This window comes from Streptomyces sp. NPDC088252, assembly GCF_044740965.1.
Classification (GTDB): domain Bacteria; phylum Actinomycetota; class Actinomycetes; order Streptomycetales; family Streptomycetaceae; genus Streptomyces.
Window position 1 is genome coordinate 310,554 of the sequence record NZ_JBIURS010000008.1, and the last position, 19,793, is coordinate 330,346.

A 19,793-nucleotide genomic window follows, 5' to 3' on the forward strand; every position below is an offset into this window, starting at 1 on the left:
GCCCGCCCGCTCGGAGGCCACTTCGACCGGCATCCGGCGACTCGTGGGACAGCCGTCAGGGAGACGGACGCGTTCATGGGGTGGTCGACCGTGCCGTGGCGAACGCGCGGCCGACGAACGCATGCCGGTCCCTTCCGGCTGCCGGTCACGGCATGGTGGGCTCAAGCACGACAGGCAGCTCCGCGAGGCCTCGGAAGGCCGGGAACGGAACCTCCATCCAGGGCGCCTCACGCGCGGGGTCCGCCAGAGCGGCCCTCGGGAATCGGCCGAACAGGCCCGTGAGAGCCAGTTGCGTCTCCAGTCTGGCCAGCGGCGCTCCCAGGCAGTAGTGGATGCCGTGACCGAACCCCAGATGGGCGCTTTGCGGGCTCTCGGGGCGCGTCACGTCGAAGGCGTCCGGTGCGTCGAACTTCCGCGGGTCGCGGTTGGCCGAGCTGAGCGCGATCTGCACCAGGGAGCCCTTCGGAATCGATGTCCCGGCGATCGGTACATCCTCGGTCGCGAAACGGAACGTCCCGCTCTCCACCGAACCGTCGTAGCGCAGCAGTTCCTCCACCGCCGGTCCGATCAGCTCCGGGTTCCGCTGCACGGCGCGGAGCTGCTCGGGGTGGGTGAGGAGATGGTGGACGCCGTTCCCGATGAGGTAGGCGGTCGTCTTGTGCCCCGCGAACATCAGCAGGAACGCCGTCGAGATCAGCTCCTGCTCGGTGAGGCCGCCGTTCTCGTCCCGGGCCTCGACGAGCGCGCTGAGCAGGTCCTCCCCGGGACGGCTGCGCTTGCGCGCGAGGAGATCCGCGAAGTACGCGTACAGGCCCTCCTCCGCCATTTGCTGGGCCTGCTTGGCCTCCTTGCCGAACCCTGTCTGCGCCACCGTGGTGGACAGGCGTTGCAGCTCCGGCCGTTCTTCCTGCGGCACACCGAGCAGTTCGCAGATCACGATGATCGGCAGCGGGAACGCGAACGCGGGCAGCAGGTCGACGGGTTCGCGGGTGGCGCAGCCGTCCAGCAGCGTCTCGACGACGTCCTGGACCCGCGGGCGCAGCAACTCCACTCGGCGCGGGGTGAACGTGGAGCCGACGAACTTGCGCAGCCGGGTGTGCTTGGGCGGGTCGGAGTTGAGCATGTGGTCGTCCAGCGCCACGGACGAGTCACCGAAGATCCTTCGGTAGGCGTCCATGGCCCCGTACATGTCCTTGCTCAGCCGCGGATCCGACAGGGCCGCACGCGCGTCCTCGTACCGCGTGATCAGGTACGTGTCGATGCCGTGCGGCGGCCGCATGGGGCAGACGGGCGCCGTGTCCCTGAGGTCGGCGTAGACCGGATGCGGGTTCCGTCGGAACTCGGGGGTGCACCGCTCGGCTGCGGCGACCGGATCGTCCACAGTGGTCACGGCCGGCTCCGGAGGTCGAAGAGGGCCTCGGCGTTGCCACCGAGGATGCGCTGCTGGGACGCCTTGTCGACGGGCAGCTTCTCGATCATGCGCAGGAGCTCCTCCAGCGGTACGGACATCGGCGGCGAGTCCGTGCCGAACAGCATCCGCTCCGGCCCCAGCACCTCCGCGTTGAGGCCCAGATGCGCCGGGCTGAACGTGCTGGTGTCGACGTACATGCGCTGCAGCGCCCCGCCCGGGTCCGCCGCCGGGACGTCGGGCTGCGTCGATGGTGCGCCGGCGCCCCAGTGCCTGGGACGCGCCGCCGTCTGCAGGCGTTCCGGCAGCAGCGCCATCGCGCCGCCTCCCGTGGCGCCGATCAGGCGCAGGCCGGGATATTTGTCCAGCCACCCCGCGAACGCGATCATGGCCATGCCCATGGTGACGTCCCCGAACCGGCCGATCTGTTCGACGAAGCCGAAGTCGTCGACCCGGTCCGTGCCGATCGGTTCGGCCGGGGCGTGCACCAGGACCGGCACTCCCGTCTCGGCGGCCAGCGCGAAGAAGGAGTCGGCGCGCGGCGAGCCGAGCAGTTCGCCGTGGACGCTGGAGGTGGTGATCAGGCCGACGAACGCGGGGTCCTCCAGCGTCTCCCGGACTCCTTCCAGGTGGTCGTCGTCACCGAACGGGTTGGCGTACACGTACCCGCGCAGCTGGTCCGGGAAGGAGGCGATCAGGCCCGACATCCAGCTGTGGAAGCCCCGGAGCCGGTCTCGTGGTTGCGCGTAGTTGTCGACGCCCGGGACGCGCGCCATGGCACCGGCGCCGACCGGACTGCCGATGATGGTGAGGTCGATACCGGCTCGGGCGCGGGCGGCGAGCATGCCGTCGACGTCGGTGAGGCTGGGCGGCATGGGAAAGCGCCGTGCGGCATCCGGCGGGGACAGGTGTCCATGGATGTCGATGATCATGTGTGTGTTCCCTGGTTCGATGCGAGTGCGTGGACGACGGCGACACAGTCCTCGTCTCCGTGTCCCTGGTCGGCGGCGCGGACGTGGGTCTGCGCGGCTGCGGCGACGAGTGGAAGCCGCAGTCCGGCCGCGGCGGCCTGGTCCGCGGCGAGCAGGAGGTCCTTGGCCATCAGGCTCAGCCGGAAGTCGGGCTCGTCGAAGCGCCCGGCCGCCAGTCGCTTGGACTTGAACGCCATGACGGGCGAGGCGAATCCGCTGCCCGCGATCGTGCTGAGGACGAGCTTCGGGTCGAGCCCGGTGACGGCCGCCAACTCGACCGCCTCGGCCAGGGCCTGTACCTCGATCCCCATCAGCAGGTTGAGGAGCAGCTTCATCCGCATGCCGGAACCGAGTTCGCCGAGGTGGACGACCTCCTTGCCCAGCAGTTCGAGCAACGGCCGCCCTGCGGTGAAGACCCGCTCCTCGCCTCCGACGAACAGCCGCAGATCACCGCTGCGGGCGTGCTCCCGGTTGCCCAGCATGCCGACGTCCAGAACGGAGTCGATCTTGCTGGTGAGACGGACGACCTCCTCCGGCGCGACCGTGCTGGCGCAGACCAGGGCGCCTGGGTACGGGCTGCCGGTCAGGATCCCGTCCGGTCCGTGCAGCACGGTGGCGAGGGCTTCGCCGTCGGTCACGGTGCAGATGGCCGCGCTCGTGCCCTCGACGGCATCGGCCGGATGCGTCGCGGCGACGGCGCCGGCTCGGGCGAGCGGCTCCGCCCGCTCCGCGGTGCGGTTCCAGACCCGGACGTCGACGCCCTGGTCGAGAAGCCGGGTGGCCAGGCCGGTGCCCATCGTGCCGAGGCCGAGGACGGCGACGGGGCCGGTGACGGGCTGCGTCATGACTTCACCCCCACGGTCTCCTGAATGACCCGGTACCGCAGCGACTGGGTCTGATCGACCCAGGCCCGCAGCGGAGCCAGCAATGCGCGGTGAGCCTCCCCCTGTTGCCAGGCGAAGAAGTGCTCGGGCGTCTCCCACTCGCTGGTGATCACCCACTGCCGGGAGTCGTCGAGGGGTTCTCCCAGCCGGTCGATGATGTGCCCGGGGACGCTGGCGACGGACTTCCGTATGCGTTCGTACGCGTCGAGGAATCCTTGCTCACCGCCCTCGATCACGTGGACCGTGTACACGACGGACAGTTGGTCGGCCGAGCGGCCGTTCTGCTCAGGGCGCATGTCTCCTCCTGGAAGACGGGATCCGGCGGATCACGACTTCCACAGATTCATGGCTCCCGTGTCCGGGCAACTCCGAGGTGGGGACGGCCCAATGGGGACAAGGGACTTCGCTGGACCGGTCGGGTGAGGGCCGTCGGGTCCGCCCGGAGACGGTCCCGACGTCTCAACGCCACATCGGCGTGGAGCGGATGCGCCGGGGCCGCACCGTCCATTGCGGCGAACGGGGCGAAGGTGCTCCGGTCGGTCCCGTGCCGCTCCACGCGGGTCCGGACCACGGGGGCCGCGAGCACCGTCGGCCCGAGGTCGTCGACGCGCGGTAGCGGCCGAAGCGGACCGACGGGGAGGGCCGAGCGAGCGGACGGTCATCGGTGGGCGGCCTCGCGGGCATCGGCCCCCTACCGGTGGCGGCACAGGCCGCCGGCGGGGACGGGGCTGAAGCCGTCCGGCTCCCTGGCCGGTGAGCCCCTGCGGTCACAGCACTAGAGTGACGGCCATGAGCGATCACCCCGGATCCCGGAGCGTTTCACCGGTGCTGCTGGGCGCGGGTGGTGGTGACGGCGACTGGCTGCCCGTCACGGCGGGCGAGTCGGAAGCCGCCGTCTTCCGGAGCGCGGACGGCACCCGCTACGCCAAGTGCGCAGCCGCCGCTGGGGCGGCCGATCTGAGGGCCGAGCGCGACCGGATGGCCTGGCTGACCGGCCAGGGCGTCCCCGGGCCGCAGGTGCTCGACTGGCACTCCGGCGATGCGGGCGCCTGCCTGGTGTCCGGTGCCGTCTCCGGCGTGCCCGCCGACCGGGTGTCCGCAGCGGACCTGCGCGATTCCTGGGAACGCGTCGCGGCCGCGGTCCGCCTGCTGCACGAGGTGCCCGTACGGCAGTGCCCGTTCCGCCGGGACCTGGACGGGAGGGTCGCCCTGGCACGCGACGTCGTGGCCCGCGGCGCGGTGAACCCCGAGTTCCTCCCCGTCCAGCAGCAGCACACGCCGGCCGCGGAGCTGCTGGCCCACCTCGTCCCGCAGGTCGCGCGGCGACGAACCCAGGAGGCCGCCGACATGGTCGTCTGCCATGGAGACCTGTGTCTGCCCAACATCGTCCTCGACCCGCGGACCCTCGACGTGTCGGGCTTCATCGACCTGGGCCGTCTCGGGCTGGCCGACCGTTATGCGGACCTGGCACTGCTGCTCGCCAACGCGCGGGAGACATGGACGGACGAGAAGCAGGCGCGTGCCGCGGACGCGGCGTTCGCCGAGAGCTACGGCATCGCCCTCGACCACGACCGGCTGCGCTTCTACCTTCGTCTCGACCCGCTCACCTGGGGATAGGGCCGGTGCGGGACGGCTCACGGCCTCGGCGGAAGCCGTCCCGCACACATTCCCTCTCGCTCCCGGTCGTGTCCTGCGCCCTCCCTCAGCTCTTCGGGGAGAAGCGCAGCCGAGTGGCCGCCAGCGCGCCGAGCGCCAGCAGGACGACGGACACCCACAGACCGGACAGGTGGTTGCCGGTGGCGTCCTCGGCGTAGCCCATGATGTACGGCCCGACGAAGCCGCCGGTGATGCCGATGGTGTTGAGGAGTGCCAGGCCGCCCGCGAGAGTCTTGCCCGCGAGTCGGGTGGCGGGGAAGTTGAACAGCAGCGGCTGGACGACGAAGAACGCGAGGCCGGTGAAGCAGAAGCCGAGCAGCGCGACCACCGGACCGGCGACGGCGGCGACGACGAGGCCGGTGAACATCATCAGCAGGCCGACCACCACGAAATTGCGGGAACGCCGGGGCGTGGTCGCGCGCGGCGGCACCAGTACGGCGCCCACCGCCGCGGTGAGCCAGGGCAGGCCGGTCAGCAGGCCGATGGTGAAGGGCGAGAGATGGCCCCAGCCACCGATGATGCCGGGCAGGAAGTAGACGACGGAGTACAGGGCGACCTGGTGCGTCCAGTTGGCGAAGATGGCCAGCAGCATCTGCTTGTCCCGCAGCACGGTCAGCAGGGAGCCGGAGCCGTTGCCGGCCGCCTCGGCGCCCTCCTTCTGCTCACGGGTGACGGCGTCCTCGACCGATCGGGCCTCCTCCGGCGTCAACCAGGGCGCCTTGGCCGGGCCGTCGGGCAGGAACCGGTAGACGGCGAACGCCAGGAAGACGCAGGGAACTCCCTCGATGAGGAACATCCACTGCCAGCCGTGCCAGCCGCCGATCCCATCCATCTCCATGAGCAGCCCGCCCAGCGGGTTGCCGACGACGCTGGCGATGGAGGCGCCGAGCAGGAGCAGCCCGATGGCCCTGCCGCGGGTCTCGGAGCGGAACCAGTACGTGAAGTAGAGCAGGATGCCCGGCAGCAGCCCGGCCTCGGCCGCACCGAGCAGGAGCCGCATGGCGTAGAAGGACTTCTCGCCCTGGACGAAGACCATGCAGGCCGAGATGATGCCCCAGGTCAGCATGATCCGGGTGATCCACCAACGGGCCCCCACGCGGTACATGATCAGGTTGCTGGGCACCTCGGAGGCCGCGTAGGTGAGGAAGAACAGCCCCGCGCCCAGCCCGTAGGCCGCGGCGGAGATGCCGAGGTCGACTTCCAGGCGTTCCTTGGCCAGGCCGATGTTGGTCCGGTCCAGGAACGCCATGATGTAGGCGGCGAGCAGCAGCGGCATCAGCCGCCGCAGATTACGACGGTCCAGTTCGCCGAGCGCGTCGCGCGGGGCTTCGTGTGGTGTGGCCGCACCGGAGGCGCGGGAACCGCGGATCAAAGACATCTGCGTCGTCCTTCACGAACGGCACGCCTTCCGCCACTTGCCAGGCGGACAGCACCGCCGTCGCCGCGTCGGCGGCCACGGCGGGCATTCGGAACAGTTCTGCCATGATCAACCCTCCTGGGTGTTCTGTCGTACGGGGAGGGTCAGCTCTCGGTGACCCGCTGGAGCGCGGCCACGACCTCTTCGCTCCGGGCGATGGCCGCCCGCTCCAGCACCTTGCTGATGCTGGGCGAGGACTCTCCGGCCCGGACGCGCTGGACGGGCTGGTCGAGCCAGTCGAAGTAGCGGCGCTGGATCTCGTCGGACAGCCAGCCGCCGTAGGAGGTTCCGACGGGTCCCTGCTCGGCGATGAGCACGTTGTTGGTCTTGCGGATGCTCGCGCCGAGGGTGTCCCAGTCGAGACTGGCGCGGTCCAGCCAGCGCAGGTCGATGACCTCGGCGTCCAGGCCCAGTTGCTCGACGGCGTCCAGGACGTGGCCGGTCATCGCGAGGTACGTCACCACGGTGATCCGCGATCCCGTGCGCCGCACGGCCGCCTTGCCCACGGGCAGGCAGTAGTCGAAGTCGTCGACCGGACCCGGACCGACCGAGTTGTACAGGTCGGTGTGTTCCAGTACGACGACCGGGTCCTTGCAGGTCAGTGCGCTGTTCATCAGGCCGACGTAGTCGAAGGGCGTGGACGGCGCGACGATCCGCCAGCCGGGGGCCGTGGCGAGGACGCCCGCCGGGTCCATGGAGTGCTGCGAGCCGTACCCCGTGCCCATGGCGACCTTGCTGCGCAGGACGAGCGGGACGCCGGAACCCTGTCCGTCGCCGCCGAACATGTGCCTGGCCTTGCCGATCTGGTTGAAGATCTGGTCGGCCGCGACCCACATGAAGTCGGCGTACATGAACTCCACCACCGGCTTGTACCGGCCGTCGAGCGCGATGCCACCGGCGAGTCCGGCGAAGGCGTTCTCGCTGATGGGGGTGCCCAGGACACGGTCCGGATGGGCTTCGGCCAGGCCCTTGGTCGCGCCATTGGTGCCGCCCTTGAGACGGTGCACGTCCTCGCCCATGACGACGACCGACGCGTCCTCGGCCATGCGGTGGCTCATCACCTCGGCCACGACGTCGATGAACTTCCGCTGCTCCAGGCGTCCTTGGAAGGCACCCGGCCCGGTGCCGGTGTCGGCGAGGCGTACTCCGTCGAACTCGCTGAGGTCTCCCCGTACGCCGACGTCGCAGAAGGACGGGTCGGGCCACTCGGCGGGCCTGATGCGGCGGGTGCCCGGCTTCCCGTCGGGGTCGGGCTCCAGCAGTTCGTCACCGATGGCGGCCATGACCGCCTTGGCCCGCACGGTGCACTCCTCGATCTCGTCGGCGCTCAGGATGCCGTTCTCGACGAGCTGCCGGGAGACGAGTGCGAGCGGATCGCGTGCCCGCCACTCCTTCTCCTCGCCCTTGGTGCGGTAGCCGAACGCGCTGCCGGGGAACGGGCCGTTCTGGTGGAAGTAGCGGTAGACCTCGGCCTCGACGATGGTGGGACCGTGGCCGGCACGCATGTGGTCCACGGCCTCGGTCATGGCCAGGTACACGGCCAGCGGGTCCATGCCGTCCACGCGCCAGCTGGGAATGTTGAAGCCCAGGCCGCGCGCCGACAGGCGCGGCTCGGCCGTCGCCTCGTCCACGTGGGTGGAGACGGCGTACTTGTTGTTCTCGATGAAGAAGCAGACCGGCAGTTCCCAGGCGGCGGCGAGGTTCATCGTCTCCAGCACCGAGCCGATGTTGACCGCGCCGTCCCCGAAGTAGCTGACGGAGACGGCGTCGGTGCCCGCCTGCCGGGCGGACCAGGCGAACCCGGCCGCCTGCGGCACGCCGCCGCCGACGATCGCGTTGGTGCCCATGGCCCCGGCCTCACGCCACTGCAGGTGCATGGATCCGCCTCGCCCCCGGCAGAAGCCCCGGGCCAGGCCGCAGATCTCGGCCAGGCTGCGCAGCAGAACGGTGCGCACCTCCCCGTCGACCGGCCGGCGCAGATCGATACCGCCGGGCGCGACATAACCCAGCGCCTTGGCCAGGAACTGATGGTGTCCCCGGTGCGAGCCGCCGACGAAGTCCGAGGCGGTCAGCGGGAGCACGGAGCCGACGGCGCCGCCCTCCTGGCCGATGCTGGAGTGCGCCGGCCCGTGCACCAGCCCCTGGCCCGCGAGGTCGAGGACGTACTCCTCGAAGGTCCTGATCAGCAGGGTCTGGGTGAACATCGAGGTCAGCAGCCGCGGGTCCGCGCCGTGCCAGTCCTTCTTGGTCGCCGTCACCTCGGTCCAGGGTGCGGCGGGGGCCAGTTTCCGGTGTGTGGGCATGAGCACTCTCCTGTGTGATTCGGTGAGCACTGTCGCAGCGAATGGATCCATAACCAATACCTCGTTACCGGAACGTTATGTTCAGATTTCACGAGTAGCCATTGACTGCGGCCGATATGGCGTCGCACTGTGAGAGACATGCCGGATAGATGGATCCATTCAGTATCTGATCGGGAACACGGGCTTCCCGGTCTGGCCGGTGTCGAGCACATCGGCTTCACCGTTCCCGACCTCGAAGAGGCGACCCGCTTCTTCGTCGAGGTGATCGGCTGCGAGCACGTCTACTCGCTCGGCCCGTTCCGCTCCGACGGCACCTGGATGAGCGACCACCTCGACGTCCACCCGCGCGCCGTCATGCGCGAGCTGCGCTTCTTCCGTTGCGCGGGCGGTCCGAACTTCGAGATCTTCGAGTACCAAGCCCCCGGCCAGGAGACGCGACCGCCGCGCAACAGTGACGTCGGTGGCCACCATCTCGCCTTCTACGTCACCGACCTCGACGCTGCCGTGGCGCATCTGCGGCGGCACGGCGTACGGATCCTCGGCGAGCCCACGGCCAGCTCGGGCCCGAGCGAGGGACAGCGGTGGGTCTACTTCCTCGCCCCCTGGGGGATGCAGCTGGAGCTGGTCTCCTACCCCGGTGGCAAGCGGTACGAAGCCGACTCACCGGTACTGCTGTGGCAGCCTTCCGTCTGAAACACGCTGTCGATCCGCCGCACCAGGGAGAGCCATGTCACGGAAGCAGACCACCGGATCCACCACGTCCGCATCCGGCGTGCCCGGGTCCGACGGGACCGGATCCAGCGCCGCCGTCGCCAGCCAGCGCGTCGCGGACCATCTGCGTGCCGCCATCCTGAGCGGCGAACTGCGCCCCGGCGCACGGATCATGCAGGAGCGGGTCGCCGCACAACTCGGCGCCAGCCGACTGCCGGTACGCGAGGCCCTGCGGATACTGGCGGCCGAGGGCCTGACGGTCGTGAAGTCCAACAGCGGTGCCTGGGTGTCCAGGATGGACATGGCGGAGTGCGAGGGCGTCTACAAGATCCGTGAGCGTCTGGAACCGCTCGCGCTCAGCGAGAGCATTCCGCATCTGTCCGCCGAACAGGTCACCGAACTGGAGACGATCGCGCGGCAGATCGAGCTCACCACCGACGTGGACCGGTTCCTGGCTCTCGACCGCCGTCTGCATCTGCTCACCTACGCCGGCTGCCGTGTCGCCCAGATCACCACCATGGTCGACCGTTTCTGGAACACCACCCAGCACTACCGACGCGCCTTCGCCCGGCTCGCGGGCGACAGCGGCTGGGGGCTGATCCATGCCGAACACCGCCTGATCATCGAGGCGATCAAACGGGCCGACACCGTCGACGCCGAACGCTTTCTCACCGGCCACATCCGTCGTACGCGGCTGGAACTGGCCCGACATCCCGAACTGTTCACCGAGGACGACCATGACACTGACCGCACAGCAGACACAGCAGGCTCCGGGCACTGACGCCCGCCCCTTCGAGGGCCGGACCCTCCTCCTCTCGGGCGCGGGCGGCGGCATCGCCCGCGAGGTGGCCCGCCAGTTCCACGCCGCCGGCGCCCATCTGGTGCTCGGCGACCTGGACGCCGGAGCGCTGGAGGAGTTCGCCGCGACGCTCGACCCCACCGGTACGACCGTGATCACCCGCGCCTTGGACGCGGCCTCGCCGGAGAGCAACAACGCGTTCGTCGCCGCCGCGGTCGAGGCGTTCGGCTCGGTCGACTTCCTCGTGCCCGCGGCCGGGATCTATCCGGAGCAGGCAGTCGCCGACATGACCGACGAGCAGTGGAACGCTGTCATCTCGGTCAACCTCAACGGCGTCTTCTACCTGACCCGCGCCGTCCTGCCCCACCTGAACGAGGGCGGCAGCATCGTCAATCTCACCTCCATGGCCGGTCACCGCGGCAGCGTCCGGCACGCGCACTACGCGGCGACCAAGGGCGCGCTGCTCGCCTTCTCCCGCAGCCTCGCCTGGGAACTCGGTTCCCGGGCACGGATCAACATGGTCTCGCCCGGCATCATCGAGACCTCCATGACCCGCGACTACGTCGCCACCCGCGGCGACACCGCTCTCTCCACCACTCCCCTGGGCCGTCTGGGCAGGCCGGAGGAGGTGGCCTCCGTCGTCGCCTTCCTGTGCTCACCGGCGGCGAGCTTCGTGCAGGGCGAGGTCATCCATGTCAACGGCGGCATGCACATGGTCTGAGCACGTACGAGAACACCGGTGGAGAAGGCGGAAGAAGGAGCGGAACGGAACATGACGACCGAAACGGCGATCTACCCCGACCTGCGCGGCAGGTCCGTGTGCGTCACCGGAGCCGCGCGGGGCCTGGGCCTGGCGATGGCCGACGCCTTCGTGCGCGCCGGATGCCATGTGCTGCTGCTCGACATCGACGGCGACGAACTGGACCGGGTGCGGCCCGTACTGGCAGCGCGCCACCCCGACCAGGTGATCAGGACGGCCACGGCCCCGGTGAGCGACCAGGACGCCGTGACGGCGGCACTCACCGGCTTCACCGCCCGGACAGGAACGCTGTCCGTCATGGTCGGCAACGCCGGCGTGTCCGCCAACGCGCCCTCCCTCGACCTCGAACTGGACCGCTGGAACACCGCGTTGGAGGTCAATCTCACCGGCGTCTTCGTCTGCGCGCGCGCCGCCGCCCGCATCATGCGCGAGGGCGACGGGGGTGTCGTCCTCACCACCTCGTCGATGTACGGGGTGACCGCCGGGCCCGAACGTGCGGCGTACTGTGCGACCAAGGCCGCCGTCGCCGCTCTCACCAAGGTCCTGGCCGTCGAGTGGGCCCCGTTCGGGATACGCGTCAACGCGCTGGCGCCCGGATACGTCGAGACCGACCTGGTGACCCGGCTCTCCGCCGCCGGGCGGCTGGACACGGAGGCGCTTCGCCGCCGCACTCCTCGTGGCCGCCTCGGCCGGCCGGAGGACATCGCACATCTCGCCCTCTTCCTCGCCTCCGGCGTGTCCGCGAACATCACGGGCCAGGTGGTGGTCAGCGACGGCGGCTGGACGGCCGACGGCTATGCGGTGGCGCCGGGCTGAAGGTGCCCGGCGGGGAGGCTTCAGCGGCGGCCGCGCGCAGGGCCCGCGGTCCCGAACCGGCCGCGGGCACCGCTTCCGGGGCGGTGGCACCGCTCCGGAAGCGGTGCCCGGACCGCCCCCGCGCTCGTCGTCGCCTCCCGCGTCAGCTTCGGACGCCGATCCCCGCGGTCCTGCTGACCCACTGGGAGAGGGTGAGCTGCGTGGCCCCGGTCGTACGGACCGGACCGCGCCGGCAGGGTGCCACACGGTGGTGTTCCGTCCGGCCGTCCTCGCACGCCGCCTGCTGCCGGCCGGTGCTGTCGGCGAGGGCCTGGCGGAGCAGGAACAGATGTGCGGGCACGGCTTCGCTGCAGTCGCACCCGGCCCGGCACGTGGAGCAGGTCGCCAGGTGCGCTCCCACCGCGATCGCTTCGTCGGCCGCCGGGACGGGGATGTCGTGTTCTTCGGCCGGTCGTTCACTGGTCTTACGGCCGTTCCTGGTTGCAGTAAGCATGAGACGGTCCTTCCTGTGCCGAGGTGCCGAGAGTGTCGGGGGCGCCGAGGTGCCGGTAGCGCGGGCCTCGCGGCCGTGGGGCCGGTCGTGAGTGTGGCGACTGCCGTTCTGTCCCCTCGCAGGGTTCAGACGTCGCGTCGCACGAGAGGCTGGGCACCGATGCCGGGGAGGGCGGTCGTGTGCGCGGCGAGGAGTGGCCGACGTGTCCGCGACGGGAGAACGGGGCCGCTCGACCACGGAAGAGGGAGGCGGCGCGGGCCGCGGTCCTCGATACGAGGACGACATCCGCGGCGGTCGTCGGCACGGGCAGTCTGCGGGGAAACACGGGGAGTGCGGCCCGCTCGGTCGCCCGTCGGGCTGCCCGTGGCCGCCGTGGCGGCGAGCGGAGCGACCGGCACAGGGGGAGCGGTGTGCGGGCCGATCGATGCGGCGCCGTATCGCTTGGTCGTGCAGTGGGCTTCGATCATGGCGAAACCTCCGTTCGCCCTCTCACCTTCGCCCAGGAACGACCCCTCGCACATCGTCCCCCCGCAGCGATTCCCACCTACCACGACTGCGGTATCCGGTATTCGTTCCTACGACCGGGCCCCGCACGCTCCTGCCCGCGCGGTCGCTCACACGGATGCCTGTGAGGGCCCTGATTCCGGCGCCGGACTCACCAGGCCGCACTGATAGGCGATGACGACGAGCTGGGCCCGGTCGCGCGCCGACAGCTTGGTCATGGCCCGATTGACATGGGTCTTGGCGGTCAGGGGGCTGACGAACAAATGTTCTGCAATCTCGTCGTTCGACAGTCCCAGCGCCGCCAGCGCCACGACATCGCGTTCCCGCCGCGTCAGGCACTCAAGCCGCTCGTGCACATCCGTCGAACACGGGTCCGGTTGCGCGAGGAAGCGATTGATCAGCGCACGCGTCGCCGCCGGGGACAGCAAGGCCTCACCGACGGCGATCGTGCGGACGGCTTCGAGAAGCTCCTCGGGCCGGGCCCCCTTGCCGAGGAAGCCGCTCGCACCGGCACGCAGGGCCTCGGCAACGTGCTCGTCGTCCTCGAAGGTGGTCAGGATGAGCACCTTCACCCCGGTGAGGTCCTCGGACTCGCTGATGAGCCGTGTGGCATCGAGACCGTCCATCTCCGGCATGCGGATGTCCATCAGGACCACATCGGGGCGTTCCGCACGCGCCAGCTCCAACGCCTCCTGCCCATTGGACGCCTCCCCCACCGTCTCCATGTCGTCCGTGGAGTCGAACAGCATCCGGAACGTGCCCCGCAACAGGGCCTGGTCATCGGCAAGCAGTACGCGAATCGTCATGCCCGTCCCTCCTCGGCGGTTTGCCCATGACCAGTCCGGGACGGAGCGGCAGTTCGGCCATCACGGTGAAGCCCCCCTCCGGGCGCACTCCCGCGAACAGCCGGCCCCCGACCGTGGAGGCGCGCTCACGCATCCCGATCAGCCCGTGGCCGGTCCCCGGACGGGCGTGGTCCCCCCCGGTTCGTCCGTCGTTCTCGACGGTGATCGTCAGCTGCTCGGGGCGATAGTGCAGGACCAGCCGGGCGTGGTCGGCCCCGGCGTGCTTGTGCACATTGGTCAGGGCCTCCTGCACGATGCGGTACGCGGCCAGGTCCACCGCCGGGGCCAGCGGTTCGACGATGCCCAGCCGGGTATGGCTCACGACCAGGCCGGCGCGTTCGAACGACGCCAGAAGCGCCGGTATGCGGGCGAGCCCCGGCATCGGATCACGCGGCGCGACCGGATCGCCGGACTGCCGCAGCAGCCCCACGGTCACCCGCAGCTCGTCCAGCGCGGACCGGCTGGTGTCCCGGATGTCCTCCAGCGCGGCCAGGATCTGTTCCGGCCGTCGTTCCACCAGATGGACGGCCACGCCCGCCTGAGCGTTGATCAGGGCGATGTGGTGCGCGACGATGTCGTGCAGCTCGCGCGCGATGCGCACCCGCTCCGCGGCCACTCGCTGCTGTGCCTCCTGCTCCCGCGTGCGCTCCGCGTGTTCGGCCCGCTCCTCCACGGCCGCCACATAGGCACGCCGTGAGCGCACCCCGTCCCCGACGGCAGCCGGCAGAGCCGTCCACGCCAGCATCGCCGCGTTGTCGGGGGCCAGCCATGAGTGCGGATCGCGCAGCACGGCGGCGCCAACGAGAACAGCGGCCGAGACCGACGCCGCCGTCCAGGCGGCACGCCGACCGGTCAGCGCCGCCACGGTGTAGACCGACACCAGGACCGGACTGATCACCAGCGGACTGTCCCGGAATCCGAGCACCTGAAAGGCCACCCCGCAGCCGACCGCGACGGCCAGTACGCCAACAGGGTGACGCCGCCGCCACGCGAGCGCGGAGCAGCCGAGACCGGCCAGCACGACGGCCGGCCACCGCAACGAGAACTGGTGCTCATGCGGTACGACCGAGGCGGCCACGACCGAGAGCACGAACAGCACAGTCACGCCCAGTGCGTCCCTCACACCGCTCCGGGCCCGCGTCCCACGCCTCCGACCGCTGATCACCGCCATGCAACCACCGTAGGGTCGACGACCGCATCGGGCATCGTGTCGCACGGCGCACGGGCCCCAGCGGCCGACGTCCGCCCGTTCGCCGAGCCGACGACGGCACACACCGGTTCCACGGCCTGCCGACGGCCCCGCAGGGCCGTTGCCTCCGGGCCGACGCTGCCCGATCCGGTTCCACCGCCGCCCCGGACGGGGCCCCTCGCACGGGCAGCGCCGCACCCCGCCATATGAGCGGCGCGGCGCCCGCGCCTTCGCTCAGCAGTATGCCCAGGAGGTGCTCCGCGGTCCGGGTCCGGGCTGTTCGGGAGACGGACACGTCCGGTGCCCGGTCGCAGTCCGGCCCTGCACCCCTGGAGCGCCCCAGGGGTGCAGGGTGCTCCGAGCGGATCGGCCACGACCGCGAGTCCGGCGAACCAAACCCCGCCACGGCAGCCGTCAATCCGACGACCACCGAAACGAGTGGCGCCGCATCACCGAAGTTGACGCCCGTCGACAAGGACGTCGCCACCTGGTTCGGGCAGAAACAGCCACGTGACCGAGCTCCTGCGCCCCATGACCGCACTTCCGGGGCGGCAGCCCGATGCGGCGGGAGCCGCGCGCCGAGGGGCGCGGGGTGACCTGCGGAGTCAGATCCGTCGGCGACGGCTCGCTCACCGGTCCCGGTGAGCAGGGCGAGTTCACCGGTCCTCGGGCCGCACGGCCGCGTACGGTGGGCCCGCGGCCGTGCCCGCCCGTCGTAATGGCACGGTGCAGGAGGCGTGGACGCGGCAGAGGAGGAAGACGGATGACGGAGACCACAGTGAGCCAACTGGACGAGCGGGTGCTGGGACGCAGGTGGACGGTGCGTCTGGACGCTGCCGGTCGTGGCAGTGCGGCAGTGCGCGTCTCGTGCAGCCGTCCCTCCTGTGCCGAGCAGCGTCTGCCGTCCGCGGCCGCCGGCCGTGCGGCTGCGGTCGCGCACCTCACGGCTCATCTTCGGGCCGCCCCGACGCCTCGGGTCGATGTGTACTGCGCCTGCAGGGCCGAGGGCTGTCACGCGCATCTCCGTCCCGACGACCGGCATGAGCGTGCCGAGCCCTGGCGGTGCGGTGGGGCGGTGGTCCTGGCCGTGGTCACCGACCGGGAAGGGCGCTGGTGGCGGGCCATGGAGTGCTGTTCACGCTGCGCGGCCGCCGCACCCGGCGCGAAGATCGTCGCCACCGCCCCGACCCCGGACACGACCGCCACCGCCCCGCCGGCCGGTGTCCGAGCCGCTGCCGACCGCCCGTCGATCGCACCTGGCGGCAACCCGCGGTTCTCCCACCGTGCCTCGGCCGCGGCCGGTCCGAAGGAGGTGCCCACTCCCCGCTCCGCGCCGACGCGGAGCCGTCCCCGACACGGGAAGATCGCGCAGCGGGTCATCCCGTACGACCTGCGGCCCGTCGCCCTGCGCGACGAGCTCATCGAGCTCGGCGATCTCTTCCGCTCCTACCAACAGCGCACCGAACCCGACCTGGCACAGCTCGCCGAGCTCCACACGCGCAAGGCGCGCGCCTTCACCACCTGGGCGGAGGTCACCGGCGACACGCGCCTGCGACTGGACGCCCAACGCGCCGAGCAGGCCGCCACCGCCGCCCGCCTCCAGCACCAGCAGCGCACCGGCCGCAGTGCGGACAGCACCCAGCCGGCGGTGACCCGCCTGCTGACGGGCCCTGCGCAGTGGGAGCACGCACGGTCCGTCCTCGCGCACGTCACCGGCCACACCCCGCTGCCCGGCCCGGAAGCACGCCTGCTGGTGATGATGCTGACCCTGCGCACCGCGCACACCGGCAGCGGCAACCTCGTCGGCCAGGACCTCACCTCGCTCGGCCTGACCGATCCGGAGGACCTGGTTGAGCAGCTGACCGACTGCGGATGGCTGGGCATCCCCGGCACCGCCGGGGATGTGCTCGCCTCCCGGCCGGAGAGCCCCACCCCCATCACCGTCCCGTCCCTCGTGCCCCACCCGGACCGTCCCGGCCCGCTCACGTTCGGCAAGAAGTTGCGCCCCAAGCTCAGCGGGTGGGCCCAGAAGGTCGTCTCCGACAAGAAACTCCGCAAGACCCGGGCCACGGCCGGCACCCGGCTGCTCGCGCTGATGCTGGCCACCCGGACCAGCGCCGACGGACGGCTCGGCCCCTGCGGCCAAGGCGTCGGCCTGGAATCCCTCACCTCCTGGTGCGCCGTTGGCCCCGGCGAGCTGCAGCACCTGGTGGACCAGCTGACCCGGGCGGACTGGCTCACCGAAGCCGTCGTCACCGACACCCACCTCACCGGCCGGCTGACCGAACGCGTCCTCCCCCTCACCTGCCCCCTCGCCTAGCCTGCCCGGCCCAGGCCCGTCGGGGCCGGGGCCGCCATTCCGCGATCTGCATCGGGCTGTCGGCCACCGGCCCGCGGCCGGAATCCCCACTGATCGACGGGGAATGCTTGTGCTGGTCCCCGCGAAGCGCGCCGCCCCCGCGAAGCGGGCCGCCCCCGCGCGCTCGCGTCAGTGGGAGGGCTCGATTCCCCAGGCGGCGGCCCGGGCGGCGGCGGCCGCGCGGTTGGGGAGGTCGAGCTTGGCGAGGATGTGCTCGATGTGGGTCCCCACGGTGCGCGGCGTGATGTACAGCCGCTCGGCGATCTCCCGGTTGGTGCGGCCTGCGGTCAGTTCGGCCAACACCTGGAGTTCCCGTGGCGAGAGTCCGCCGGGCCGCCACGCGTCCGGGCGCCGCACGTCCGAGGCGATCTCCTCCGGCGGCAGGCCCGCGTGGGGGTCGACGGCTGCGGCGAGGGCCTCGGTGAGCAGGGTGACCACGGCGCGCGCCGGATCGGGCGCGCGCCGCGGTCGGCGGGTGCTGACGTTCAGCATGCCGACGTACCGGCCGTCGGCGGCGAACAGGCACTGGGCCACGCCGTCCTCGATGCCGAGAGGAGACAGCACCTCCTGGAAGCCCGGGGATGCCGCCAGGAGCTGGCCGGGGACGTCCCTGAACCAGAGACCGCCTCGGGCCGGGCTGTGGAGCACGGGGAACACCGGGTCGTGGTGGAGGCGCGTCTCGATGTAGGCCGTGGCGTCGTCCGGGTAGCTCCCGGCCAGGGTGGTGTGCCGTCGGCGCAGCGGATCCCATCGGACCAGGGAGGCGTGGTCGTACTCCATCACCTCCGACAGCGCCGCCAGGACCGTGTCGACGCCGGTTGCGCCGCTCGTGGCACTCCTGGCGGCCTCACGGACGTGGACGGCCGCGTCCAGGATGTCCGCCCTGCTCCGTTCCGCTGCCATCCCCCAAGGATGATCATGTGCCTGGAATACGTCAATCTCGAAGGGTGTCGTGCACGACCTGCCCGTCCACGACGGTGAGGACGACGGGCATCTCCGGTATGTCGTGGGGGTCGGCGGTGAGCAGGTCCCCGTCGAGCACGCAGAGATCGGCGACCTTGCCCGGCTCCAGGGAGCCCTTCCAGTCGTCGGCGAAGTCCTGCCAGGCCGCGTCGATCGTGTACGTACGGATCGCCTCGGCCAGGCCGATGCACTGCTCGGGGCCGCTGACACGGCCGGCGGCCTTCGACTCACGCAGCATCATGGTGGCGACGCCTTGGCGCCAGTCCGGGGACGTGACGGGGGCGTCGGACCCGCTCGCGACCCGCACGCCGGCGTCGATGGCATCGCGGTAGGGCCATGCGTACGCGGCCCGCTCGGCGCCGACGAACTCCTCCTCCATGTCGGCGACGGTCCACTTGATGGTGGGGTTCATGTTGACGCCGAAGCCGTGCTCCGCCAGCACCTTCATGCTGTGCGCGGTGAGGAAGTCGCCGTGGATGACGTAGTGGCGGGCGTCGGGCCGCGGGTGCTCGGCCATGGCCGCGGCGAAGGCGTCCGCGACGGTGTCGCAGGCCCGGTCGCCGGTGACGTGGACGCCGAGCTGGTGCCCGGCGGCGTGGGCATGCCGGATCATGGCATCGATCTCGGCGGTCCGCTCGGCGTCGGTCTCGCCGCCGACGCAGAGGGAGCCGCAGCCGCCGCCTACGTACGGCTCGTGCATCCAGGACGTCTTGTTGGGGACGATGCCGTCGGCGAAGATCTTGACCCCGAGGATCGCGAGGCGGCGCGGATCGGCGTCGCCGGGCTTGCCGAGCGCGGTGAGGGTGCGGGCGAACTCCTCGGCGGTGCTGGCCATACCGGTGGGCAGGAGCAGGACGCCGAGGCGGGCGGTCAGTTCGCCGTCGGCCAGCAGCCGGCGGTAGACGTCGAGGGTTTCCGCACCGAGCGCGCCCCGCATGATGCCGTCGCCGCCGGGGCCGAGTCCGGGCTCGGTGTAGCTGGTGATGCCGAGCCGGGCGAGCGTGGCGAGGTTCGACCTGATCGCATCGGTCCGCTCCTGCCGGCTGAGCGGCGGCAGCGCGTTCTGGATCAGGGCCTGGGCCCCCTCGTGGAGCAGCCCGGTCGGCTCCCCGTCTTCGTCCACGACGATGGCCCCGCCGGGCGGCGCGACGGTGTGCCGGTCGATCCCGATGAGCTCCAGCGCCTTGGAGTTGACCCAGGTGGCGTGCCCGGAGAAGGAGTAGAGGACGACGGGGTGGTCCGGGCTCACGGCGTCGAGGTCGCGCCGCGAAGGCAGCCGCGACGGATCGGAGACGCACTCGTCGAGGTAACCGGTGTCCCAGCCGTGCCCCGTGATCCACTGCCCGCCCGGAACCCGCCCGACGGCCTCCTGCACCGCCTCGGCCACGTCCGCGAGGGAGGACACGGCGGGATGGCTGAGGTCGACGGAGAGCGGCGGCGTCGACATGCCGAAGGCGCACCCGTGCAGATGGGAATCGTTGATGCCGGGAAGCAGCGTCGCCCCGTGCAGGTCGACGACGCGGGTACCGGGTCCGACGAGCGGCGCGACGTCGTCCCGCCCACCGACGGCACTGATGATCCCACCGGTCACCGCCAGGGCCGAGGCGACGGAGAACTCCGCATCGACCGTGACGACCCGCCCACCGAGAAACACCAGATCCGCATACGTGGCCACAGAAGTTCCTTTCGAAAGCGGGCGCAGCACGGCTACCCGC

General features: G+C 71.1%; 17 protein-coding genes. 6 read left to right on the top strand and 11 right to left on the bottom strand.

The annotated features are described in order from the left end of the window. Positions 1-145: 145 nt before the first annotated feature. From ACIOHC_RS19245 to ACIOHC_RS19260, 4 genes are read right to left on the bottom strand one after another with little or no spacing between them, the layout of a single operon-like run. A complete protein-coding gene (locus tag ACIOHC_RS19245) occupies positions 146-1,390 on the bottom strand; it encodes a cytochrome P450 (RefSeq protein ID WP_401843278.1) in 1,245 nt (414 codons plus the stop codon). Beyond that, on the bottom strand, positions 1,387-2,340 hold the full coding sequence (locus ACIOHC_RS19250; RefSeq protein WP_351084113.1) for an amidohydrolase family protein: 954 nt from the start codon (positions 2,338-2,340) through the stop codon (positions 1,387-1,389). The genes ACIOHC_RS19245 and ACIOHC_RS19250 overlap by 4 nt, the downstream gene beginning before the upstream one ends. After that, complete coding sequence (locus tag ACIOHC_RS19255) at positions 2,337-3,224, bottom strand: NAD(P)-dependent oxidoreductase (protein ID WP_401843279.1); 888 nt, start codon at positions 3,222-3,224, stop codon at positions 2,337-2,339. The genes ACIOHC_RS19250 and ACIOHC_RS19255 overlap by 4 nt, the downstream gene beginning before the upstream one ends. After that, the gene (locus ACIOHC_RS19260; protein ID WP_351084109.1) at positions 3,221-3,559 is read right to left on the bottom strand and encodes an antibiotic biosynthesis monooxygenase family protein; all 339 of its coding nucleotides are present in this window, start codon (positions 3,557-3,559) and stop codon (positions 3,221-3,223) included. Before ACIOHC_RS19260 ends, ACIOHC_RS19255 begins: the two co-directional genes overlap by 4 nt. A 493-nt stretch (positions 3,560-4,052) precedes the next feature. Between ACIOHC_RS19260 and ACIOHC_RS19265 the strand changes: the two genes are divergently transcribed. Then, positions 4,053-4,880 carry an APH(3'') family aminoglycoside O-phosphotransferase gene (locus ACIOHC_RS19265; RefSeq protein ID WP_365689895.1) on the top strand — a complete coding sequence of 276 codons (828 nt, stop codon included), beginning with the start codon at positions 4,053-4,055 and terminating at the stop codon, positions 4,878-4,880. Positions 4,881-4,965: 85 nt separating this feature from the next. Here ACIOHC_RS19265 and ACIOHC_RS19270 read toward each other — a convergent pair whose 3' ends face one another. Then, entirely contained in the window at positions 4,966-6,297 is a 1,332-nt protein-coding gene (locus tag ACIOHC_RS19270; RefSeq protein WP_401843281.1) for an MFS transporter, read from the bottom strand. Between the two features lie 143 nt (positions 6,298-6,440). Continuing rightward, positions 6,441-8,639, bottom strand: a complete 2,199-nt coding sequence (locus ACIOHC_RS19275) for a thiamine pyrophosphate-dependent enzyme (RefSeq protein ID WP_365689899.1) — start codon at positions 8,637-8,639, stop codon at positions 6,441-6,443. A gap of 138 nt (positions 8,640-8,777) precedes the next feature. Here ACIOHC_RS19275 and ACIOHC_RS19280 point away from each other — a divergent pair, with 138 nt between their 5' ends. Genes ACIOHC_RS19280 through ACIOHC_RS19295 form a run of 4 tightly spaced genes read left to right on the top strand, consistent with a single transcriptional unit; the run spans position 8,778 to position 11,725 of the window. Further along, complete coding sequence (locus ACIOHC_RS19280) at positions 8,778-9,332, top strand: VOC family protein (RefSeq protein ID WP_401843283.1); 555 nt, start codon at positions 8,778-8,780, stop codon at positions 9,330-9,332. A 34-nt stretch (positions 9,333-9,366) separates the two neighbouring features. Continuing rightward, positions 9,367-10,131, top strand: coding sequence for a GntR family transcriptional regulator (locus tag ACIOHC_RS19285; RefSeq protein ID WP_351084098.1), 765 nt, complete (start codon positions 9,367-9,369; stop codon positions 10,129-10,131). Next, entirely contained in the window at positions 10,088-10,870 is a 783-nt protein-coding gene (locus ACIOHC_RS19290) for an SDR family NAD(P)-dependent oxidoreductase (RefSeq protein WP_351084095.1), read from the top strand. The genes ACIOHC_RS19285 and ACIOHC_RS19290 overlap by 44 nt, the downstream gene beginning before the upstream one ends. Before the next feature lie 51 nt (positions 10,871-10,921). Continuing rightward, on the top strand, positions 10,922-11,725 hold the full coding sequence (locus ACIOHC_RS19295; RefSeq protein ID WP_365689901.1) for an SDR family NAD(P)-dependent oxidoreductase: 804 nt from the start codon (positions 10,922-10,924) through the stop codon (positions 11,723-11,725). 142 nt (positions 11,726-11,867) lie between these two features. Here ACIOHC_RS19295 and ACIOHC_RS19300 read toward each other — a convergent pair whose 3' ends face one another. The 3 genes from ACIOHC_RS19300 to ACIOHC_RS19310 all read right to left on the bottom strand — a co-directional run bounded on the left by ACIOHC_RS19300 (position 11,868) and on the right by ACIOHC_RS19310 (position 14,672). Continuing rightward, positions 11,868-12,218, bottom strand: a complete 351-nt coding sequence (locus ACIOHC_RS19300) for a zf-HC2 domain-containing protein (protein WP_351084092.1) — start codon at positions 12,216-12,218, stop codon at positions 11,868-11,870. Positions 12,219-12,832: 614 nt separating this feature from the next. Then, the gene (locus tag ACIOHC_RS19305) at positions 12,833-13,528 is read right to left on the bottom strand and encodes a response regulator transcription factor (RefSeq protein ID WP_365689902.1); all 696 of its coding nucleotides are present in this window, start codon (positions 13,526-13,528) and stop codon (positions 12,833-12,835) included. After that, positions 13,500-14,672, bottom strand: a complete 1,173-nt coding sequence (locus ACIOHC_RS19310; protein ID WP_351084088.1) for a sensor histidine kinase — start codon at positions 14,670-14,672, stop codon at positions 13,500-13,502. Before ACIOHC_RS19310 ends, ACIOHC_RS19305 begins: the two co-directional genes overlap by 29 nt. A gap of 847 nt (positions 14,673-15,519) precedes the next feature. On the opposite strand from ACIOHC_RS19310, the gene ACIOHC_RS19315 reads away from it, so the two are divergent. Further along, a complete protein-coding gene (locus ACIOHC_RS19315; protein WP_351084086.1) occupies positions 15,520-17,076 on the top strand; it encodes a hypothetical protein in 1,557 nt (518 codons plus the stop codon). Positions 17,077-17,244: 168 nt separating this feature from the next. On the opposite strand, the gene ACIOHC_RS19320 is transcribed toward ACIOHC_RS19315, so the two are convergent. Next, entirely contained in the window at positions 17,245-18,018 is a 774-nt protein-coding gene (locus ACIOHC_RS19320; RefSeq protein WP_351084084.1) for a LuxR C-terminal-related transcriptional regulator, read from the bottom strand. Positions 18,019-18,049: 31 nt separating this feature from the next. After that, positions 18,050-19,753: an amidohydrolase gene (locus ACIOHC_RS19325; protein ID WP_365689906.1), complete on the bottom strand. Its 1,704-nt coding sequence runs from the start codon at positions 19,751-19,753 to the stop codon at positions 18,050-18,052. Positions 19,754-19,793: the final 40 nt, after the last annotated feature.